17 protein-coding genes are annotated in these 18,283 nt (G+C 62.7%); 7 read left to right on the top strand and 10 right to left on the bottom strand.

The features are described from left to right. Positions 1-44: 44 nt before the first annotated feature. Genes CIW50_RS15260 through CIW50_RS15245 form a run of 4 tightly spaced genes read right to left on the bottom strand, consistent with a single transcriptional unit; the run spans position 45 to position 4,415 of the window. Positions 45-1,334: an ArgE/DapE family deacylase gene (locus tag CIW50_RS15260; protein ID WP_149532057.1), complete on the bottom strand. Its 1,290-nt coding sequence runs from the start codon at positions 1,332-1,334 to the stop codon at positions 45-47. A 26-nt stretch (positions 1,335-1,360) separates the two neighbouring features. Beyond that, the gene (gene gabT / locus CIW50_RS15255; protein WP_149532056.1) at positions 1,361-2,638 is read right to left on the bottom strand and encodes a 4-aminobutyrate--2-oxoglutarate transaminase; all 1,278 of its coding nucleotides are present in this window, start codon (positions 2,636-2,638) and stop codon (positions 1,361-1,363) included. Between the two features lie 47 nt (positions 2,639-2,685). Beyond that, a complete protein-coding gene (locus CIW50_RS15250; protein WP_149532055.1) occupies positions 2,686-3,711 on the bottom strand; it encodes a histone deacetylase family protein in 1,026 nt (341 codons plus the stop codon). Next, positions 3,708-4,415, bottom strand: coding sequence for a GntR family transcriptional regulator (locus CIW50_RS15245; RefSeq protein WP_149532054.1), 708 nt, complete (start codon positions 4,413-4,415; stop codon positions 3,708-3,710). The genes CIW50_RS15250 and CIW50_RS15245 overlap by 4 nt, the downstream gene beginning before the upstream one ends. 129 nt (positions 4,416-4,544) lie before the next feature. Between CIW50_RS15245 and CIW50_RS15240 the strand changes: the two genes are divergently transcribed. From CIW50_RS15240 to CIW50_RS15215, 6 genes are all read left to right on the top strand, one after another. Then, positions 4,545-5,318: a class II aldolase/adducin family protein gene (locus CIW50_RS15240; RefSeq protein ID WP_092139360.1), complete on the top strand. Its 774-nt coding sequence runs from the start codon at positions 4,545-4,547 to the stop codon at positions 5,316-5,318. A gap of 66 nt (positions 5,319-5,384) precedes the next feature. Beyond that, entirely contained in the window at positions 5,385-6,932 is a 1,548-nt protein-coding gene (locus tag CIW50_RS15235; RefSeq protein ID WP_149532053.1) for an ABC transporter substrate-binding protein, read from the top strand. Between the two features lie 84 nt (positions 6,933-7,016). Then, positions 7,017-7,988: an ABC transporter permease gene (locus CIW50_RS15230; RefSeq protein WP_149532052.1), complete on the top strand. Its 972-nt coding sequence runs from the start codon at positions 7,017-7,019 to the stop codon at positions 7,986-7,988. Beyond that, positions 7,985-8,824, top strand: a complete 840-nt coding sequence (locus CIW50_RS15225; protein ID WP_149532051.1) for an ABC transporter permease — start codon at positions 7,985-7,987, stop codon at positions 8,822-8,824. The genes CIW50_RS15230 and CIW50_RS15225 overlap by 4 nt, the downstream gene beginning before the upstream one ends. Beyond that, positions 8,824-10,443, top strand: coding sequence for an ABC transporter ATP-binding protein (locus CIW50_RS15220; RefSeq protein WP_149532050.1), 1,620 nt, complete (start codon positions 8,824-8,826; stop codon positions 10,441-10,443). The genes CIW50_RS15225 and CIW50_RS15220 overlap by 1 nt, the downstream gene beginning before the upstream one ends. Before the next feature lie 4 nt (positions 10,444-10,447). Then, on the top strand, positions 10,448-11,401 hold the full coding sequence (locus CIW50_RS15215; protein WP_246664279.1) for a 2-hydroxyacid dehydrogenase: 954 nt from the start codon (positions 10,448-10,450) through the stop codon (positions 11,399-11,401). Between the two features lie 2 nt (positions 11,402-11,403). Here CIW50_RS15215 and CIW50_RS15210 read toward each other — a convergent pair whose 3' ends face one another. The 5 genes from CIW50_RS15210 to CIW50_RS29755 form a co-directional block, all read right to left on the bottom strand. Beyond that, positions 11,404-11,985 carry a sarcosine oxidase subunit gamma gene (locus CIW50_RS15210; protein WP_172980339.1) on the bottom strand — a complete coding sequence of 194 codons (582 nt, stop codon included), beginning with the start codon at positions 11,983-11,985 and terminating at the stop codon, positions 11,404-11,406. Beyond that, positions 11,978-14,944, bottom strand: a complete 2,967-nt coding sequence (locus tag CIW50_RS15205) for a sarcosine oxidase subunit alpha family protein (RefSeq protein ID WP_149532048.1) — start codon at positions 14,942-14,944, stop codon at positions 11,978-11,980. The genes CIW50_RS15210 and CIW50_RS15205 overlap by 8 nt, the downstream gene beginning before the upstream one ends. Beyond that, positions 14,941-15,201 carry a sarcosine oxidase subunit delta gene (locus CIW50_RS15200; RefSeq protein ID WP_149532047.1) on the bottom strand — a complete coding sequence of 87 codons (261 nt, stop codon included), beginning with the start codon at positions 15,199-15,201 and terminating at the stop codon, positions 14,941-14,943. Before CIW50_RS15200 ends, CIW50_RS15205 begins: the two co-directional genes overlap by 4 nt. Positions 15,202-15,207: 6 nt before the next feature. Beyond that, on the bottom strand, positions 15,208-16,458 hold the full coding sequence (locus tag CIW50_RS15195; RefSeq protein ID WP_149532046.1) for a sarcosine oxidase subunit beta family protein: 1,251 nt from the start codon (positions 16,456-16,458) through the stop codon (positions 15,208-15,210). A gap of 109 nt (positions 16,459-16,567) precedes the next feature. Then, positions 16,568-16,693, bottom strand: coding sequence for a hypothetical protein (locus tag CIW50_RS29755; protein ID WP_283808840.1), 126 nt, complete (start codon positions 16,691-16,693; stop codon positions 16,568-16,570). A gap of 108 nt (positions 16,694-16,801) precedes the next feature. Between CIW50_RS29755 and CIW50_RS15190 the strand changes: the two genes are divergently transcribed. After that, entirely contained in the window at positions 16,802-17,620 is an 819-nt protein-coding gene (locus CIW50_RS15190) for an aldo/keto reductase (protein WP_149532045.1), read from the top strand. A 198-nt stretch (positions 17,621-17,818) separates the two neighbouring features. On the opposite strand, the gene nikR is transcribed toward CIW50_RS15190, so the two are convergent. Next, complete coding sequence (gene nikR, locus CIW50_RS15185) at positions 17,819-18,259, bottom strand: nickel-responsive transcriptional regulator NikR (RefSeq protein ID WP_149532044.1); 441 nt, start codon at positions 18,257-18,259, stop codon at positions 17,819-17,821. Positions 18,260-18,283 lie beyond the last annotated feature (24 nt).

The following is an 18,283-nucleotide window of genomic DNA, read 5'->3' as shown; positions in this document are numbered from 1 at the left end:
GATTGCTCCGCCGCCCATTCGTCTTCAGGCTGAAGCCTGTGTGACTAAGCCTTGATCTCTTCCACGCCGCACCATTCGGCGATGAACAGCGCCAGTGCCGTCGTCGTCTTCTTGAGCGAGGGCAGGTTGACGCCTTCGTCGAAGCCGTGGACGCCGCGCGAGATGCAGCCGTAGTTCAACGTCGGCACATTGTCGAACAGCGCATAGACGCGGCTGTCGAGATAGGCGAGCGAGATTTCCGGCTTCGGCTTCTGGCCGAACACCGCTTCATGCGCCGCTGCCAGCGTGGCTTCTGCATCCGAACCCGGCTTGAGTTCGTAACCTTCGGCCTGGAAGCCATTGAAGGTCACGGTCGGCGGGATGTTCGACAGGAACGGATCCTGATGGGCGAAAGCGGCGACGCAGTCGGTGATCTCCTTCTTCGCTGCTTCGGCCGTCTTGCCGGGCAGCAGCGAGATGCGGAAGTCCACCTTGCACCAGGCCGGGACCGATGACGCCCAGTCGCCGCCGGCAATCTTGCCGATGTTCAGGTTGACCGGCTTCTCGATATTCTTGAAGTGCTTGTGCTGGTCCTTGGTCGCATTCCACTTGGCTTCCAGCTTGCGCAATTCACCGATGATCCGATAGGCGCCGTCGATGGCATTGGCGCCGGTGCCCATACGCTGCACATGCACCGGCACGCCGCGGACTTCGACCTGGAACCAGACCACGCCGATATTGGCGCGGGTGATTGTCTCATGCGACGGCTCCGACACCACCACCGCATCGGCCTTGTAGCCGCGCAGATGCGTCATCAAGGCGCCGTCGCCGGTGGACTCCTCTTCCACCACCGACTGCAGATAGACCGTTGCCGCCGGCTGCAGGCCGAGGCTCTTCAGCGCGTCGAGCGCGAAGATGTTGGAGGCGCAGCCGGCCTTCATGTCGCCGGCGCCGCGGCCCTGCATCCAGTCGCCCTGGATCACCGGATCGTAGGGCGGCGTGGTCCACATGTCGTGCGGGCCTTCCGGCACCACGTCGACATGGCCCTGCATAATCAGCGAACGGCCTTTTTCCTCGCGGGGATAATGCGTAGCGACGACGATCGGTGCGGTCGAATGCAAGTCGTCCCAGGCGCCGGCGCCAGGATGGTGCCCGAGCGCAGCGCGGTCCATCTCGAAGCGCTCCATCTTGTAGCCGCGCTGCTTGAAGGCGCGGAACATGAAGTCCTGCATCGTGTGTTCGTTGCCGCGGGTCGAGACGTGGCGAACCATGTCCTGGGTGAACTTGACCTGGGCGTCGAAGCCCTTGTCGACGGCGGCGATGATCTTGTCGCGGAGTGTGGGATCGAGAGCCATTTTGTTTTTCCTTTTTGTGAGAGGGCTCAGGCAGTCAGCGCGCGTTCGAGCTTTTCCATGCCTTCGTCGAGGATTTCGTCCTGCGCCGTCAGTGGCACCAGCACGCGGATGGTGTTGAAGTTGACGCCGCAGGACAGCAGGATCAGACCTTCTTCGGTGGCCTTCTGCGTCACCTTCTTGGTCATCTCCGCATCCGGTGCGTCAGAGCCGCGCTCCTTGACGATGTCGAAGGCGATCATGGCGCCGACATTGCGGATCGAAACGATAGGCACGAGATCGTTACGCTGCTGCATCTTCTTCAGGCGCGTGGTGATGCGCTCGCCGATGTGGTTGGCGCGCTCGACCAGCTTCTCCTTCTCGAACACGTCGAGTACGGCCATCGCTGCTGCAATCGCCAGCGGATTGCCGGCATAGGTGCCGCCGAGGCCGCCCGGATCGGCGGCGTCCATGATCTTCGCCTTGCCGATCACACCCGACAGCGGGAAGCCGCCGGCCAGGCTCTTCGCCACGGTGATGAGGTCGGGCATCACGTCGTAATGTTCCATCGCGAACATCTTGCCGGTGCGGCCATAGCCGGTCTGTACTTCGTCGGCGATGAAGACGATACCATTCTCGTCGCAGATCTTGCGCAGCGCGCGCATCAATTCCGGTGGCGCCTGGTGGAAGCCGCCTTCGCCCTGCACGGGTTCGATGATGATCGCTGCGACGCGGGCCGGATCGATGTCGGCCTTGAACAGGAAGCTAAGATACTTGAGCGATTCCTCAACGGTGACATCAAGTGGCGCGGCTGGGAACGGCACGTGCCAAACTTCCGGCATGGCTCCGCCAAAGCCCTTCTTGTAGGGGAACACCTTGCCGGTCATGGTCATGGTCATGTGGGTGCGGCCATGGAAACCGCCGGTGAAGGCGATGACGCCGGCGCGGCCGGTGGCGGCACGGGCCATCTTGATGGCGTTCTCGGTGGCTTCTGCGCCGGTGGTGAAGAACGCGGTCTTGGTGGCGCCGTCGATTGGCGCCAGCTTGTTGAGGCGCTCGGCCAGGGTCACGTAGGATTCGTACAGCAGCACCTGGAAGCAGGTGTGGGTGAAGTTCTCCATCTGCTCGCGCACGGCAGCCATGATGGTCGGATGGCAGTGGCCGGTGTTGAGCACGGCGATGCCGCCGGCGAAGTCGACATAGCGCTTGCCTTCGACGTCCCAGACTTCCGCATTCAGCGCGCGCTGCGCCGAGATCGGGGTGGAATGGCCGATGCCGCGGGGAACGGCGGCTTCGCGGCGTGCGAAGATTTCTGCATTGGTCGACATAACGTGTCCTTCGAGTTTGATCGCGTTTCGTGTTGTTGGTGGTTTGGTTAGCGCGCGGCTTCGAAGCCGGCGAGGGTGGAGGTGAGGTTGGCGCCCAGGATGTCGGAGAGATATCCGCCTTCCTGAACGAGGACGGTGGGCAGTCCCATGCGCGCAACGGCTTCGCCGATGCGTTTGAAGCCCGGGGTGGTAACTTTCAGGGCTGCCAGAGGATCTTGCTCGGACGCGTCGAGGCCGAGTGCGAGCACCAGTGCGGTCGGAGCGAAGGCCTTGATGGTCTTCTCGGCCAGAGTGAGTGCGTCGATAAAGCCGTCATCACCGGTGCCGTGGGCAAGCGGGATGTTGAGATTGGTGCCCAAACCATTCCCTTCACCCTTTTCGTCGGCGAAGCCCCAGACGAACGGGTAGTAGTTGCCGGGATCGGCGTGGATCGACACCGTCAGCACGTCCGGGCGCGAATAGAAGATGCCCTGGGTGCCGTTGCCGTGATGCACGTCGACGTCGAGAATGACGACACGTTCGTGTTTAGTGCGGAGATGTTCGGCGGCAATCGCCGAATTGTTCATGAAGCAGAAGCCGCCGGCCATGTCGCGATAGCAGTGATGGCCGGGCGGGCGACAGAGTGCATAGACGGCACTCTCGCCGTCCATCACCATTTGAGCAGCGGTGACGGCAACGTCGGTCGAGGCGCAGGCGCCCGCATATGTACCCGGACCGATCGGGCAGGCGGTGTCTGCGGTGTGCCAGCCGAGTTTACCGATGATGCTGGTCGGATAGCTGCCCGCGACGCGGTTCGGATGGAAGTTGGCAATCATCTCCGGGCCGTAATCCGGCAGTTTCGTCCATTCGTCCCAGGCGCCTTCGAGAAAGCGCAGATATTCCGGCGAATGCACCCGCGCGCGCGGGCCCTGGCCGAACTCGGTCGGCGCCACGATGGTGTGCTTGCCGTCGTTCAGGCCCTTGAGCAGACGCACCGCGCGCTCCGGTTGTTCGGTGGTGCGGCGGATCTGGCCGCGCACGAGAAAGAACTGCGGATCGTGGCTCGCATGCTTGTCTGAATAAACGGCCTTCACGTGGCGACTCCATTCGTTGAGGAGGGAAGTTCGCGGACCAGCTTGCCGACTTCGCGCCAGGCAGCGCCGATGTGATAGTCGATCCGCGCGGTGATGATATCGGGATGGCCCTGTTCGAGGACTTCGAGCAGCGCCTCATGGGTCTGCGCAATACGGTGCGGATCGTCATAGAGCCGGCCGATCAGGCCGATCGTCATCCGCAGCTCCGACGCGAGATCGTCGAACAATCGCAACAGACGTTTGCTGCCGGCAATTTCGCAGATCATGCGGTGAAATTTGTAGTCTTCCTCGATCTGCCGCGCATGATCGTCGATCGCCGCAGTCTCATGCATGACGTCGATCTGTCGGCGCAGCATGTCGCGATTGGCAGGCGTCATGTTCTTCGAGGCGAGTACGCCGGCATGACATTCGACGCAGATGCGCAGGTCGTAGATCTCGTCGATATCCGTCGCTTCGAGCTTGCGTACGAAGAAGCCGCGGCGCGGATGCGAGACCAGCAGACCCTGTTGCTCGAGCAGCCGTGCAGCTTCGCGGACGGGGGCGCGGCTGATGCCAAGCTCGCGGGCGATGCCTGCCTCGACGACCTTGGCGCCGGGCAACAACTGTCCGTTGATGATGGCCTGGGTCAGGATGCGCGCGACCTGCCCGACAAGATCGGTGTCGGCGAGGGCGGTCAGACCAACTGGAGGGGTAATCAAACGCATGCGGGGGACCCGTTTCTTCCCCTGTACAAGAATTAATCGTCGATTGTCGACAGTTTAATCTTGCGAGCTGCCATGCGATTGTGTTTCCTGCCCGCACCTTAAAAAAAGCCGGGAACCGCGCCTGTGAATATGCATGCAAACATTACGCCGACCCTCGATGCTGCCAAGCAGGTCCGTATTGATCTCGCCGCGGCCTATCGTCTGATCCATCGCCTCGGCCTCGATGACAGCATTTACACGCATATTTCGGTACGCGTCCCCGGTACGCAGGACCGCTTCCTGATCAATCCCTACGGCATGCGCTTCGAGGAAGTGACGGCAGGCAACCTCGTCACCGTGGACGTCGACGGTAAAGTCGTCGACGATCCGCTCGGCCTCGGCATCAATCCAGCCGGCTTCACCATTCACAGCGCGGTTCACGCAGCCCGCCATGATGCGCAGTGCGTGCTGCACACGCACACGGTTGCCGGCGTCGCCGTGTCCTGCCTGAAGGATGGTCTGCAGCCGCTGAACCAGTGGTCGATGCAGTTCACCGACCGCATCGCCTATCATGACTTCGAAGGTATCGCGCTGGACCTGTCCGAGCGTGAGCGCCTGGTGGCCGATCTCGGCGACAAGATGGTTCTGATCCTGCGCAATCACGGCCTCCTGACCTGCGGACGTTCGGTTGGCGAAGCCTTCAAGCTGATGTTCAACATGGAGCGTTCGTGCCGCGCGCAGCTCGCTATCCTTTCAACCGGAGCCGAAGTCATTCGTCCGTCCCACGCCATTGCCGCGCACACCGCCGGCCAGTATGACCGCGGTTACGACAAGGTGCATGGCACCGAAGGCGGCAAGCCGGACAGCGAGTGGGAAGCCTTCAAGCGCATGCTCGAGCGCACGGACGCCGATTACAAGAATTGATCCGGCTTCCGCTACACATCGTCAACTGATCTGGGTTACGTGCCTGCAGGCACTAAGGGGAAAGATATGTTGAAGAAACTCGTACTGGCTTTGGCGCTCAGCAGCGTGAGCACTCTCGCGATGGCGCAGGAGCCCAAACTGGGCGGTACCATCAATGCGGTGATCCAGCCTGAACCGCCGGGCCTGATGCTCGCACTCGTTCAGAACGGCCCGACCCAGATGGTCTCGGGCAACATCTATGAAGGCCTGCTGCGTTACAGCAAGACACTGGAGCCGCAGCCCGGTCTCGCCGAGAGCTGGACCATCAGCCCGGATGCCAAGACCTACACTTTCAAGCTCAAGCAGGGCGTGACCTGGCATGACGGCAAGCCGTTCACCGCGGCCGACGTGCTGTTCTCCATCGAGACGCTGAAGGTCACCCACGCCCGTGCGCGCAACAACCTGGTGCAGCTCGACAAGGTCGAAGCGCCGGACGATTACACGGTCGTCTTCACGCTGAAGCAGCCCTTTGGCCCCTTCATCGGCATCTTCGAAGTCGGCTCGATGCCGATCATCCCAAAGCACATCTACGAAGGCACGGACGTCAAGACCAATCCGGCGAATAACGCGCCGATCGGTACCGGCCCGTTCATGTTCAAGGAATGGAAAAAGGGTTCGTTCATCCAGCTGGTGAAGAACCCGAACTATCACGTCAAGGGCAAGCCCTATATCGACGGCATCTACTGGCAGATCATTCCGGACGCCGCTGCGCGTTCGGTGGCCTACGAGACCGGCAAGGTCGACGTTCTGCCGGGGGGGTCGATCGAGAACTTCGACGTGCCGCGCGTCAGCAAGCTGCCGAATACCTGCGTCACCGGCGACGGCTGGGAGTTCTTCTCGCCGATGGCCTGGATGTGGCTGAACAACCGCAACCCTGTGCTCGCGAACAAGAAGGTGCGTCAGGCGATCATGTATGCGGTGGACCGTGAATTCGCCAAGGACGTGATCTGGAACGGTCTCGGCAAGGTGGCCACCGGCCCGTCCTCGTCGGCAATCAAGTTCTACACCGACAACGTGCCGAAATACCCCTACGATCCGGCCAAGGCCAAGGCGCTGCTGAAGGAAGCCGGCTACAAGGGCGAGAAGATCCGCCTGATGCCGCTGCCTTACGGCGAGACCTGGTCGCGCTGGGGTGAAGCTGTGAAGCAGAACCTCGTCGACGTCGGCATGAATATCGAGACCATCGCGACCGACGTGCCCGGTTCGAACCAGAAGAACAGCGAATGGGATTACGACATCTCGTTCACCTATCTCTACCAGTACGGCGATCCGGCGCTCGGCGTTGGCCGCAACTACGTGACGAGCGCGATCCAGAAGGGTCAGCTGTTCAACAACCTCGAAGGATATTCCAATCCTGAGGTCGACAAGCTGTTCGAAGAAGGCGCTGTTGCAACGCCGGATTCGAAGCGCAAGGAAATCTACGACAAGGTCCAGAAGATTCTCGTCGAAGACGTGCCTGTGGCTTGGCAGCTTGAATTGCAGTTCCCGACTATCACGAATTGCAAGATCAAGAATCTGATCACGACCGGTATCGGCGTCAATGACGGCTTCCGCGACGCCTGGATCGACAAGTAAGCTTTCAGCCTGATGCCCGTGACGATCCCTGCGATCGTCACGGGTTTTCCTTGTGTACTCTGACCTGAATGCGATGGACCTCTGATGCTGTCATTCGTTGCCCAGAGGATCGTGAAGGGCGTGTTCGTCCTGCTTGCGATCATCGTGATGAACTTCTTCCTGATCCGCCTTGCGCCCGGCGATCCCGCAGCGGTGATGGCCGGCGAGGCCGGCGCCAGCGATGCGCAATTCGTCCAGCAGCTGCGCGAAAAGTTCTCACTGGACAAGCCGCTGCCCGAGCAGCTGTTCATTTACGTGAAGGGTGTCGTCACCCTCGACCTCGGTTTCTCGTTCCGCCAGCAGATGCCGGTGGCGAAGCTGATCGCCGAGCGTCTGCCGGCGACGCTTCTGCTGACGCTGACGGCGTTCGGCATATCGCTGTTACTCGGCATCACTTTCGGCACGCTGGCCGCAAGATTTGCGGGGACGTGGGCGGACACCGCCATCACTGTTTCGGCGCTGTTGTTCTATGCGACGCCCATTTTCTGGGTCGCGCTGATGTCGATCCTGCTGTTCTCGGTCTATCTCGGCTGGTTGCCGAGTTTCGGCTACGAGACGATTGGCGGAAACTATACCGGATGGGCGCATGTCAAGGACGTGGCCCTGCACCTGGTGATGCCGGCGATGACCATCGGCCTGTTCTTCATGGCGACCTATACGCGCATGACGCGGGCTTCGATGCTTGAGGTCAAGCGCCTCGACTTCGTCAAGACCGCGCGCGCCAAGGGCCTGCGCGACAACATCATCCAGCGCCGTCACGTGCTGCGCAACGCGCTGCTGCCGGTGGTGACACTTGCCGGCGTTCACTCCGGCACACTGGTTGGCGGCGCCGTGCTCACCGAGACGGTGTTCGCATGGCCCGGCATCGGCCGCCTGCTCTATGAGGCGCTTTTGCAGCGTGACTACAACCTGCTGCTTGGCGTGTTCGTGGTCTGCTCGGCAATGGTGCTGATCTTCAATCTTGTCACCGACCTGGTCTATCGGCTGGTCGATCCGCGCATCGAGTTTGCATCATGAAGAAGTTCTGGAAAGCCATGCTGCGCAACCCCGGCGGCTTGATCGGGCTGGTCATCATTTTCATCGCGATCTTCATCGCGCTGTTCGGCCAGATGATCTTCCCGAATTCACCCTGGCGCATGGTGCAGCGGCCGTTCCTGCCGCCCTTCACCAATCCGATGGTGACGCTCGGCACCGATGCGCTCGGCCGCGATGTGTTCGCCGGCCTGATCTACGGCGCGCGCGTGTCGCTGCTGGTCGGTCTGGTGTCCACGACGGTGGCGCTGACCATCGGCGTGCCCGTAGGCGCCATCGCCGGCTACTTCGGCGGCAAGGTCGATGACGCGCTGATGCGCTTCACCGAATTTTTCCAGACCATTCCGAGCTTCCCGCTCGCTATCGTGCTTGTGGCGATCCTGCAGCCGTCGATCTACTCCATCGTCGGTTCCATCGCCATCGTCTCCTGGCCGCCGGTAGCGCGCCTCGTGCGCGGTGAGGTGCTGTCGCTGCGCACGCGCGAATATGTTCAGGCGGCCATCGTGACAGGCCAGAGCAACACCTGGATCATCTCGCGCGAAATTCTGCCGAACGCACTGTCGCCAGTGATCGTGCTGGCCTCGCTGATGGTGGCCAATGCGATCCTGCTGGAATCCTCGCTGTCGTTTCTGGGGCTCGGGGATCCCAACCTGATGTCCTGGGGCTACATGGTCGGCGCCGGCCGGACGGTAATCCGTCAGGCCTGGTGGATCACCGTATTCCCCGGCATCGCCATCCTGATCTCGGTGCTTGGCATGAATCTGATTGGCGAAGGTCTCAACGACGCGCTCAACCCGCGCCTGGCGAAGGATAGCCGCTGATGACCGTCGCGCCTGCCGTTTCGATCAAGAACCTCAAGATCGCTCTGCCGAAGAGCGCCGAACGTCCCTATGCGGTCGATGGCGTCTCCATCGATCTCATTCCCGGTGAGATCGTCTGCGTCGTCGGCGAATCCGGCTCCGGCAAATCCATGTGCGCGCACGCGCTGATGGGTCTGTTGCCTGATACGGTGACGACCGAAACGGGCGAAGTTCTGTTCGAGGGCCGGAATCTCCTGAAGCTCGACGAAAGCGGCTGGCGCGAAGTGCGCGGCCGTGGCATCGCCATGGTGTTCCAGGAGCCGATGACCGCGCTCAATCCCTTGATGCGGATTGGCGAGCAGATGATGGAGATGTTCGAGGCGCATAATCTTTTGACGCCGAAGGAGCGCCGCGCCAAGGCCCTCAGCCTCGCCAAGGAAGTCGGTCTGCCCGATCCCGAGCGCATCATCCGCGCCTATCCGCACCAGCTCTCCGGTGGCCAGCGCCAGCGCGCGATGATCGCCATGGCGCTTGCGCTCGAACCATCGGTGCTCGTCGCCGACGAGCCGACGACGGCACTCGACGTCACCACCCAGGCGCAGATTCTCAAGCTGATCCGCAACCTGCAGCGCAGCCGGAACATGGCCGTGATGTTCATCACCCATGACTTCGGCGTCGTCGCCGATATCGCTGACCGCGTTGTGGTCTTGCGCCATGGCAAGATCGTTGAAGAAGGCTCGATCGACGCCGTCTTCAAAAATCCGCAGCACGATTACACCAAGGCGCTTCTGGCTGCCGTGCCGTCGATGCATCCGCCGGTGCGCGCGCCGCTGGATGAAAATGCTCGGGCGGTCGAAGTCATCGGCCTCGACAAGACCTATGTAACCTCGGGCGGCTGGTTCAAGCCGGACCGCCGCGTGCAGGCAGCGAACGAAGTCACGTTCTCCATCATGCAGGGCGAGACCGTCGGTCTGGTCGGCGAGTCCGGTTCGGGCAAGTCGTCAGTGGCGCGTCTGGTGATGCGGCTGATCGAGGCCGACCGCGGGACCGTGCGCATCGGCGATGTCGATCTCACGGCCCTTGAAGGCAAGGCGCTGCGCGCGCAGCGCCACCGCATCCAGATGATCTTTCAGGACCCGTTCGCCTCGCTCAATCCGCGTCGCCGGGTCGGCCAGATCATCACCGATGGCCCGATCGCCCGCGGCACCGATCCCAAGGTCGCGATGCAGCGTGCGCGCGATCTGCTGGGGATGGTCGGCCTCGATGCCGGCTCGCTCGACCGTTATCCGCACGAATTCTCCGGTGGCCAGCGCCAGCGTCTTGGCATCGCCCGCGCGCTTGCGATGGATCCGGAGATCATCGTCGCCGACGAAGCCGTCTCCGCGCTCGACGTCTCCGTTCAGGCGCAGGTGTTGAAACTGCTTGAAGACCTCAAGGCGCGCCTTGGGCTGTCGATGCTGTTCATCACGCACGACCTTCGTGTCGCCGCGCAGATCTGTGATCGCATCGCCGTGATGCAGCGCGGCGTCATCGTCGAGCTGAAGCCGACGGCGCAATTGTTCGCGTCGCCGGAACATCCCTACACCCGCGAATTGCTCGGCGCCGTTCCCGGCCAGAGTTCGCCATCCCAGGCCGCCTGATCCTATGCCGACGTTTCCCGTGACCTGCGTATTCCTGAGCAGGACCATCGACCTGCGCAAATACCTCACCAAGGAAATCGCTCGGCTCGACGGCATGGTGACGTTTGTCGATCATCTCGACGGCACGGATCCCGACCAAGTTGATATGGCGGTGAGCTGGCATCCCCATGCTGACGGGTTCGATCACTATCCGAACCTCAAGGCGGCCTGTTCGATCGGCGCCGGCGCCGACAGCATCCTGAACTGTCCGAGCCTGCGCGACGGCATCGACGTGGTGCGCGTGGTCGAGCCGGCACAGGCACAGATGATGTCGGGCTTCGTGATCTGGAACGTGATCTATCACCAGCGCCAGTTCGGCACCTATCTGCAGAACCAGCGCGATCACGTGTGGAAGCGTCTCGGCGGAGGTCGTCGCCCGTCCGAGGTTCCGATCGGCATTCTCGGCTACGGCGCCATCGGGGCGCGTGTCGCGTCCGATCTCGCCATGCTTGGTTTTCCCGTCCGGGTCTGGAGTCGCTCGCCTAAGCCGACGACACCGGGTGTGACCGGATTTCATGGTAGCGACGGGCTCGATGCCATGCTCGCGGGCGCCGAGGTGCTGGTGAACCTGCTGCCGCTCACCGAGGAAACCCGCGGCATCCTCGATGCGAACCTGTTCGCCAGGATGCCACGTGGCAGTTATCTGATCCAGGTTGGCCGCGGCGAGCATTCGGTCGAGCAGGATATTCTCGATGCGCTCGCCAGCGGGCAACTCTCCGGCGCGACACTCGATGTCTTCCACACCGAACCGCTGCCGAAGAACCATCCGTTCTGGTCGCATCCGCAGATCGTGCTGACGCCGCATGATGCCTGCGAGGTCACCATGACCGCCATCGGCGACACCATCCTCGCCACCGCCGAGGCGGTGCAGGCCGGTGTGCAGCCGAAGGATTCGGTGGACCGTAGCCGCGGCTACTGAGCTTAAGCGTCCACCACCAGCCCTGTCACCGCCGCCGACGCTTCCAGCCAGTGCAGGAAACTGCCGGCCATGCTGCGTGCGGCTGCGATATGAATCGTCGCCGTCTCGTCGACCTTCCACAGCGTCACGCCCATATGCGCGATCTGCGTGACCGCAACGCTGCCGGCTGGAAACGCCGTTGCGCTGAGATCGACGGCCACGCCCTTGGCCAACACGTCGAGCAGGGCCGGACCCGACAGCCGGAGCAGGCCAACGCTGTCGGACTGATCGACGACGGAGGCGAGGCCATCGAGCTGCTGCGCAAGGCTATCGACGAAACGCGGCCTACCCGCATCATGCGTCACCAGCCAGCGGCCCGGACCGGTGCCGAGAAATGACGTCGCATCGCTGCCGGAGCCGTGCGGTCCCAGTGGCAGGTTGATATCGAACTGTTCCTTGACGGCAGCAGCGAGCGCGGCACCGCGGCCTTTGCGCGCCATGACGGTGGCAATGGCGATGCCGCGACGCTCGCGTGCGATGACACCGCGGCCATCGCCCATGGAGCGCAACTCAGCGAAGGCAGAGATAAGAGCGAGATCAAGCACGCAGCCGCGCTCCTTCTGCATCGATAAAGACGGGATCGACGACTTCGAGTTCAAGATCGCCGGAGCGTACGGGGTCCCAGGCGCGGATGATCTCGCCGTGCCGTTCCGGTCCGCGCGCCAGCAGGCCAAGGCCGATCCAGTGATTGTTGCCTGGGCTGAACGCCGTTGAGGTGATGAAGCCGGCATTGGTGTCCGGTGCAGGCGTCACGCCGCGCGCGAACAGCAAAGTGCCATTACGCAAACGCTGACTGCGATCGACGGGGCGCAGGCCGACCAGCGTCGGCCGATCCGGATCGATCAGCGCCTCACGCGCCGCCATGGTGCGGCCGATATAATCCTTCTTCACCGACATCATCCGGCCGAGCCCGAGATCGCGCGCCACGGTCTGGCCGTTGAGTTCGGAACCGGCGACATGGCCTTTTTCGATGCGCATCACGGACAGCGCTTCGGTGCCATAAGGCATGACGTCGAACGTCTTGCCGGCGGACATCAGCGCATTGAACAGCGCTTCGCCGTAGCCCGCGGGTGCGGCGATCTCGTAAGCGAGTTCACCTGAGAATGAAACGCGAAACAGCCGTAGCGGGATGTTGCCGACATGGAATTCGGCACAGGCCATGTACGGAAAGGCTTCGTTGGAGATGTCGCAAGCGTCGCCGAGCAGCGCCTGCAGCAGCTCGCGCGACGTCGGCCCGGCGACGGCAATCTGCGCCCATTGCTCGGTCACCGAGACCATCTGCACGTCGAGTTCGGGCCACAGCACCTGATGGCAATATTCCAGATGCTGCATCACCTTGCCGGCATTCACCGTGGTGGTGGTCATCACATAATGATCGGCGGCGAGACGCGCGGTGGTGCCGTCATCCATGACGAAGCCGTCTTCGCGCAGCATCACGCCGTAGCGCACCTTGCCAATGGGCAGCGTCGAGAAAGTATTGACATAGACGCGGTCGAGGAATGCGCCGACATCCGATCCGCACAGCGCGATCTTGCCGAGTGTCGAGACATCGCAGATGCCGACGCTGGAGCGCACAGCCTTCACCTCGCGGGTGACGCTTTGCAGCCAGTCAGTCTCGCCGGGCGCATTGAACCATTGCGCACGCATCCATTGGCCGGCTTCAACGAAGGTGGCGTTCAACGCTGCAGAAGCCGCGTGGCTCGCCGTCAGCCGCGTCGGCTTGAAATGCTTGCCGCTGTGGAGACCCGCAAAAGCACCGATGGCGACCGGCACATGCGGCGGGCGTGCCCGCGTGGCGCCGGTCTCGGCGATGGTCTTCCTGATCTCGCCGGCGAGGATCGCGAGCCCATTGACGTTGGATGTCTTGCCCTGATCGGTCGCCATACCAAGCGTCGTGTAGCGCTTGAGCTGTTCGACCGAGCGGAAACCTTCCTGCGCGGCGAGGGCAACGTCCGTCGCCGTGACGTCGTTCTGCAGATCGATGAAGGCCTTACGGCGTGATCCCTTGAACAGCCAGACCGGATTGTTGCCGGACGCCTCGTCGCTGGCGATGATCGGCTTTTGTGTCTGCAGACCAAGCCCGACATGCGCGGCAGCTTTCGCACCGGCGAGCGCACCATGGTGTAACGCGTCTGCCAGCGTCCATTGCGCGGCCGCGGCGCCGGCGATCTGCATGCCAGGTGGCGTGTCTGTGCAAAGAAACGCCGATCGCTCCTCCGACCAGTTGCCCTTGCTGCCGAGATGCGTGGCGATGCCGATGCTGGGCGACCAGCCTCCGGAAACACCGAGCGTGTCCACGGCAACGCTGCGCGTCTTGCCGGTACTATCTGTGATCTCGATATTCGTCAGCCTGCGATAGCCCGACGTGTCCGAGACATGCGCGCCGAGAAACTGCGGCGCATTACCGGCGAACTTGCGCACCTCGGGCGCGACCTCCGCGCGGGCGTCGACCACCACGGCAATCTCCGCACCGGCCTTCTGCAGCTCGAATGCGCTGCGCCAGCCATCGTCCGATGTCGTGAAGATAGCGATGCACTGGCCCGGCGTGACGCCGAAGCGGTTGGCATAGATGCGCAATGCCGAGGCCAGCATGATGGCTGGCCGGTCATTGCCGGGAAACACCAGCGGGCGTTCAGCGGCGCCGGCGGCGAGTACGCATTGTCTCGCAACGATTTTCCACAGCCGCTGGCGCGGCGCGAAAGGCGGCGGCACCGGCAGATGATCGCTGACGCGCTCGATGGCGCCGTATTCGCCGTCATAGGCGCCGAACACGGCGGTACGCTTGAGGATGCGGACATTCGGCAGCGTACCGAGTTCGGCTTCCGTCAGCGCTGCCCATGAGGCCGCCGAGACGCCATCGATCTGTGCGGTATCGCTGAGCAACCTTCCGCCAAGCACGAAGTCCTCTTCGGCCAGGACGACCCGCGCGCCGGCACGGCCCGCGGCGAGCGCTGCGGCAAGGCCCGCCGGGCCGGCGCCGATCACCAGCAGATCGCAGAAGGCGTGGGTCTTCTCATACGTGTCGGGATCGTCGAGACCGCTCAGCGCACCTAACCCGGCCGAGGCGCGGATGGCGGGTTCGTAGAATTTCTCCCAGAATGCCGCTGGCCACATGAAGGTCTTGTAGTAGAAGCCGGCATTGAGCAGCGGCCCGGCGAGCTGATGCACGGCGCGCAGATCGAAATTCGGCGACGGCCAGCAATTCTGGCTCGATGCGGCTAGGCCGTCAAACAGCTCGACCGTGGTGGCCTTGGTATTCGGTTCGGCGCGCGCGCCCGAGCGCAACGTTACCAGCGCATTCGGCTCTTCCGGTCCGGCCGAGAAGATGCCACGCGGGCGGTGATATTTGAACGAGCGGCCGACCAGCATCGTGTCATTGGCGAGCAGCGCAGAAGCCAGCGTATCGCCGGCATAACCACCATAGGTCTTGCCGTCGAAACTGAAGCTGATCGGCTTGGAGCGATCAATCAATCCGCCGGAGGCAAGGCGACGCGAGATGCTCATGATTCGGCCTCATCATGAGCCAGCACGGCGTCGATCACTTCATGCGTGGAGACGTTGCGCGTCACCTTCACCCAGGCATGGCAACCGGCGGTGTGATACCAATGTTCCTGGTGCACGCCGACGGGATTGTCGCGCAGATAGACGTAATCGAACATGGCATCGGTACTGTCGGGCGCGGGCCGCGTCAGCGTGGCGTCGCCGGAATAGGAAAATTCCGAAGCATCACGTGATCCGCAGTAAGGGCAGGGGATGCGCATGGGGCCTCAGTGCAGGTTCGGTTGGGCGCCCTGGCCCTTTTCATCGACGATATGGCCCGAGCGAAAGCGACCCAGCAGCAGGCGATTGGCGGCGGGATGCGGCTCGTCCTTTGCGAGCAGATGTGCGAAGACGAAGCCCGAGCCCGGCGTCGCCTTGAAGCCGCCATAGCACCAGCCGGCATTGAGATAGAGCCCTTTGACGTGGGTGCGGTCGATGATCGGCGAGCCGTCCATCGACATATCGACGAGGCCGCCCCAATTGCGCAGCATCCGCGCCCGGCCGATCGCTGGCATCAGGGCCATGCCGCCCTCGCAGACATCTTCGACCACGGGCAGGTTGCCGCGCTGGGCATAGGAGTTGTAGCCGTCGATATCGCCGCCAAACACCAGTCCGCCCTTGTCGGACTGGCTGATATAAAAATGGCCGGCGCCGAAGGTGATGACCCCCGGGATGATCGGCTTCAGCCCTTCGGAGACGAAGGCCTGCAGCACATGGCTTTCGATCGGCAGTCGCATCCCGGCCAGCGCTGCCACGCGCGACGACGAGCCGGCAACGGCGATGCCGATTTTCTTTGCCCTGATCGCGCCGCGCGAAGTCTGCACACCCACCGCGCGACCATCGACAATATCGATGCCCGTCACCTCGCAATTCTGGATCACGTCGACGCCGCGATCGCTGGCGCCGCGCGCATAGCCCCACGCCACCGCATCGTGGCGCACGGTGCCGCCGCGCTTCTGCAGCAGCCCGCCCTGGATCGGAAAACGCGCCGCATCGAAATTCAGGAACGGATAGAGTTTTCGCACACCCTCGCGATCCAGCAATTCGCTGTCGGCGCCGTTCAGCCGCATCATGTTGCCGCGCCGGGCATAGGCGTCGCGCTGGCCGTCGGAATGATACAGGTTCAGCACGCCGCGCTGGCTCACCATGGCGTTGTAGTTGAAGTCCTGTTCGAGGCCTTCCCACAGCTGCAGCGACAGCTCATAGAGCGAGATATTCTCGGAGAGCAGATAGTTGGAGCGGATGATGGTGGTGTTGCGGCCGATATTGCCTGACCCGATCCAGCTTTTCTCAAGCACGGCAATATTCTTGAGGCCGTATTCCTTCGCCAGGTAATAGGCCGTCGCCAGCCCGTGGCCGCCACCACCGACGATGATAATGTCGTACTCAGCCTTGGGCGCAGCATCGCGCCATTGTGGCGTCCAGCCTTTATGGCCGGTGAGGGTCTGCTTCAGCAGGGACGTCAGCGAATAGCGCATGAAAAATCCGGGTCGCGATCAGGCCCGGAGTGTGGCGTATTTCGGGGATCGGCACCAGTCCATGAGCGACACCGAGAAGCCCATCAGCGACATCGCGAGGGTGTGCTGTTTAGCGGGCCAGCCAGAAGCCCCCAAGCACCAGCGTCATGGCCAGCAGGCTGATGATCCCGAGGACCGCCGCAGTGATGGCGAGCAGGCCGTGGGAGTCGAGCCATCCGCGCAGTGCTTTTTCCATGGTGCTGAAACTCTCCCGTTGATTTGAATTTATCGTTGCAGGCTGGCACCGTATCAAACACTTCTGGCGCCGTCGTCTCGGGCGGTTTCGCCATATTGAGGAATTGACATGGACAATTTGAACACCCAGGGCATTCGCGTGCCGAAGCTCGGCCTTGGCACTTTCAAGCTCACGGGCGAGGGTTGCGTGACCGGTGTGGCCAGCGCCATCGGGCTCGGTTATCGCCACATCGACACCGCCGAGATGTATGGCAACGAGGCCGAAGTCGGGGCCGGCATCAAGGCCTCCGGCATCGCGCGCGAGGATCTGCATGTCACCACCAAGGTGTGGCACGAGAATCTCGCGCCGGAGGCCATCAAGCGCGCCTTCGACACTAGCCTGAAGAAGCTCGGGCTCGATGTCGTCGATCTCTATCTGGTGCATTGGCCGTCGAAGGGAATGGACCTGCCGGCGATCTTCGAGACGCTGCTCAAGCTGAAGGACGAGGGGCGCGTCCGCGCCATCGGAGTCGCCAATTTTCCCGTCAAGTTGATGAAGCAGGCCGTTGAGGAGATCGGCGCTCCGGTCGCCTGCAACCAGGTCGAATATCACGCGCTGCTCGACCAGACGAAGCTGCTGACCTATCTGCGGTCGAAGTCGATCCCGCTGGTGGCCTATTGCCCGCTCGGGCAGGGCCGGCTTGCGGACAACGATGTGATGAAGACCATCGCGGCCAAGCACGGCGTATCGGCGGCGCAGGTAGCGCTGAAGTGGCTGCTCGATCAGGACGGCGTTGCCGCGATCCCCAAGGCATCGCGCAAGGAAAGCCAGCAGGCCAATCTCGATGCGCTGAAGGTGACGCTGGACGACGACGACCGCAAGGCGATCGCGGCGCTGCCGAAGGCGCAGCGTCTGGTGAATCCGGGTTTTGCGCCGGATTGGGATTGACGCGCTCTCTTATCCCTCCCCCTTGCGGGGAGGGTGGCCGCGCGTAGCGCGGTCGGGTGGGGGTGCCACAAACTCCGGCCTGAGTGTGGGGCTACCCCCACCCCGGCCTCCACTTCGTCGATGCTTGCGCATCGCCTCGCTCGGCCGACCCTCCCCGCAAGGGGGAGGGATTCCCGCAGCTTGTCGCGCAACTCCACATCACCCGTGGCTGTGCCCCTTCTTCTTTCCTTCCGCCTTCTTCCCCGTCGGCATCATCACCACGCGGCCATATTTCACGCCGCGCTCCGCAATGATGTGATCGGCGAAATGCTGTACCTCGCTGCCCGAGCCACGCAGCGCCGTGACTTCCATGCAGTTGTCGCCGTCGAGATGCACATGCAGCGTCGCCAGCGAGAGGTCATGGTGATGGTGATAGGTATCGACCAGGCGTCGTGAGAGATCGCGCTGGGCGTGATCATAGACATAGACCAGCGCGGCGACGCATTCGCCGGCCTTGCCCTTCTCTTGGGCGGCCTGCTGCATGCCGGCGCGGGCGAAATCGCGGATCGCTTCGGAGCGGTTCTGATAGCCGTGTTCGGCGATCATCGCGTCCAGCTCTTCCATCAGGTCGTTGTCGAGCGTGATCGTAATGCGCTGCATCGGTCCTCTCAAGAAGTATGACGA

It is taken from the genome of Tardiphaga sp. P9-11 (genome assembly GCF_008329525.1).
GTDB lineage: Bacteria > Pseudomonadota > Alphaproteobacteria > Rhizobiales > Xanthobacteraceae > Tardiphaga.
The sequence above is the reverse complement of the archived record's forward strand: the minus strand, read 5'-3'. Positions and strand labels throughout refer to the sequence as shown.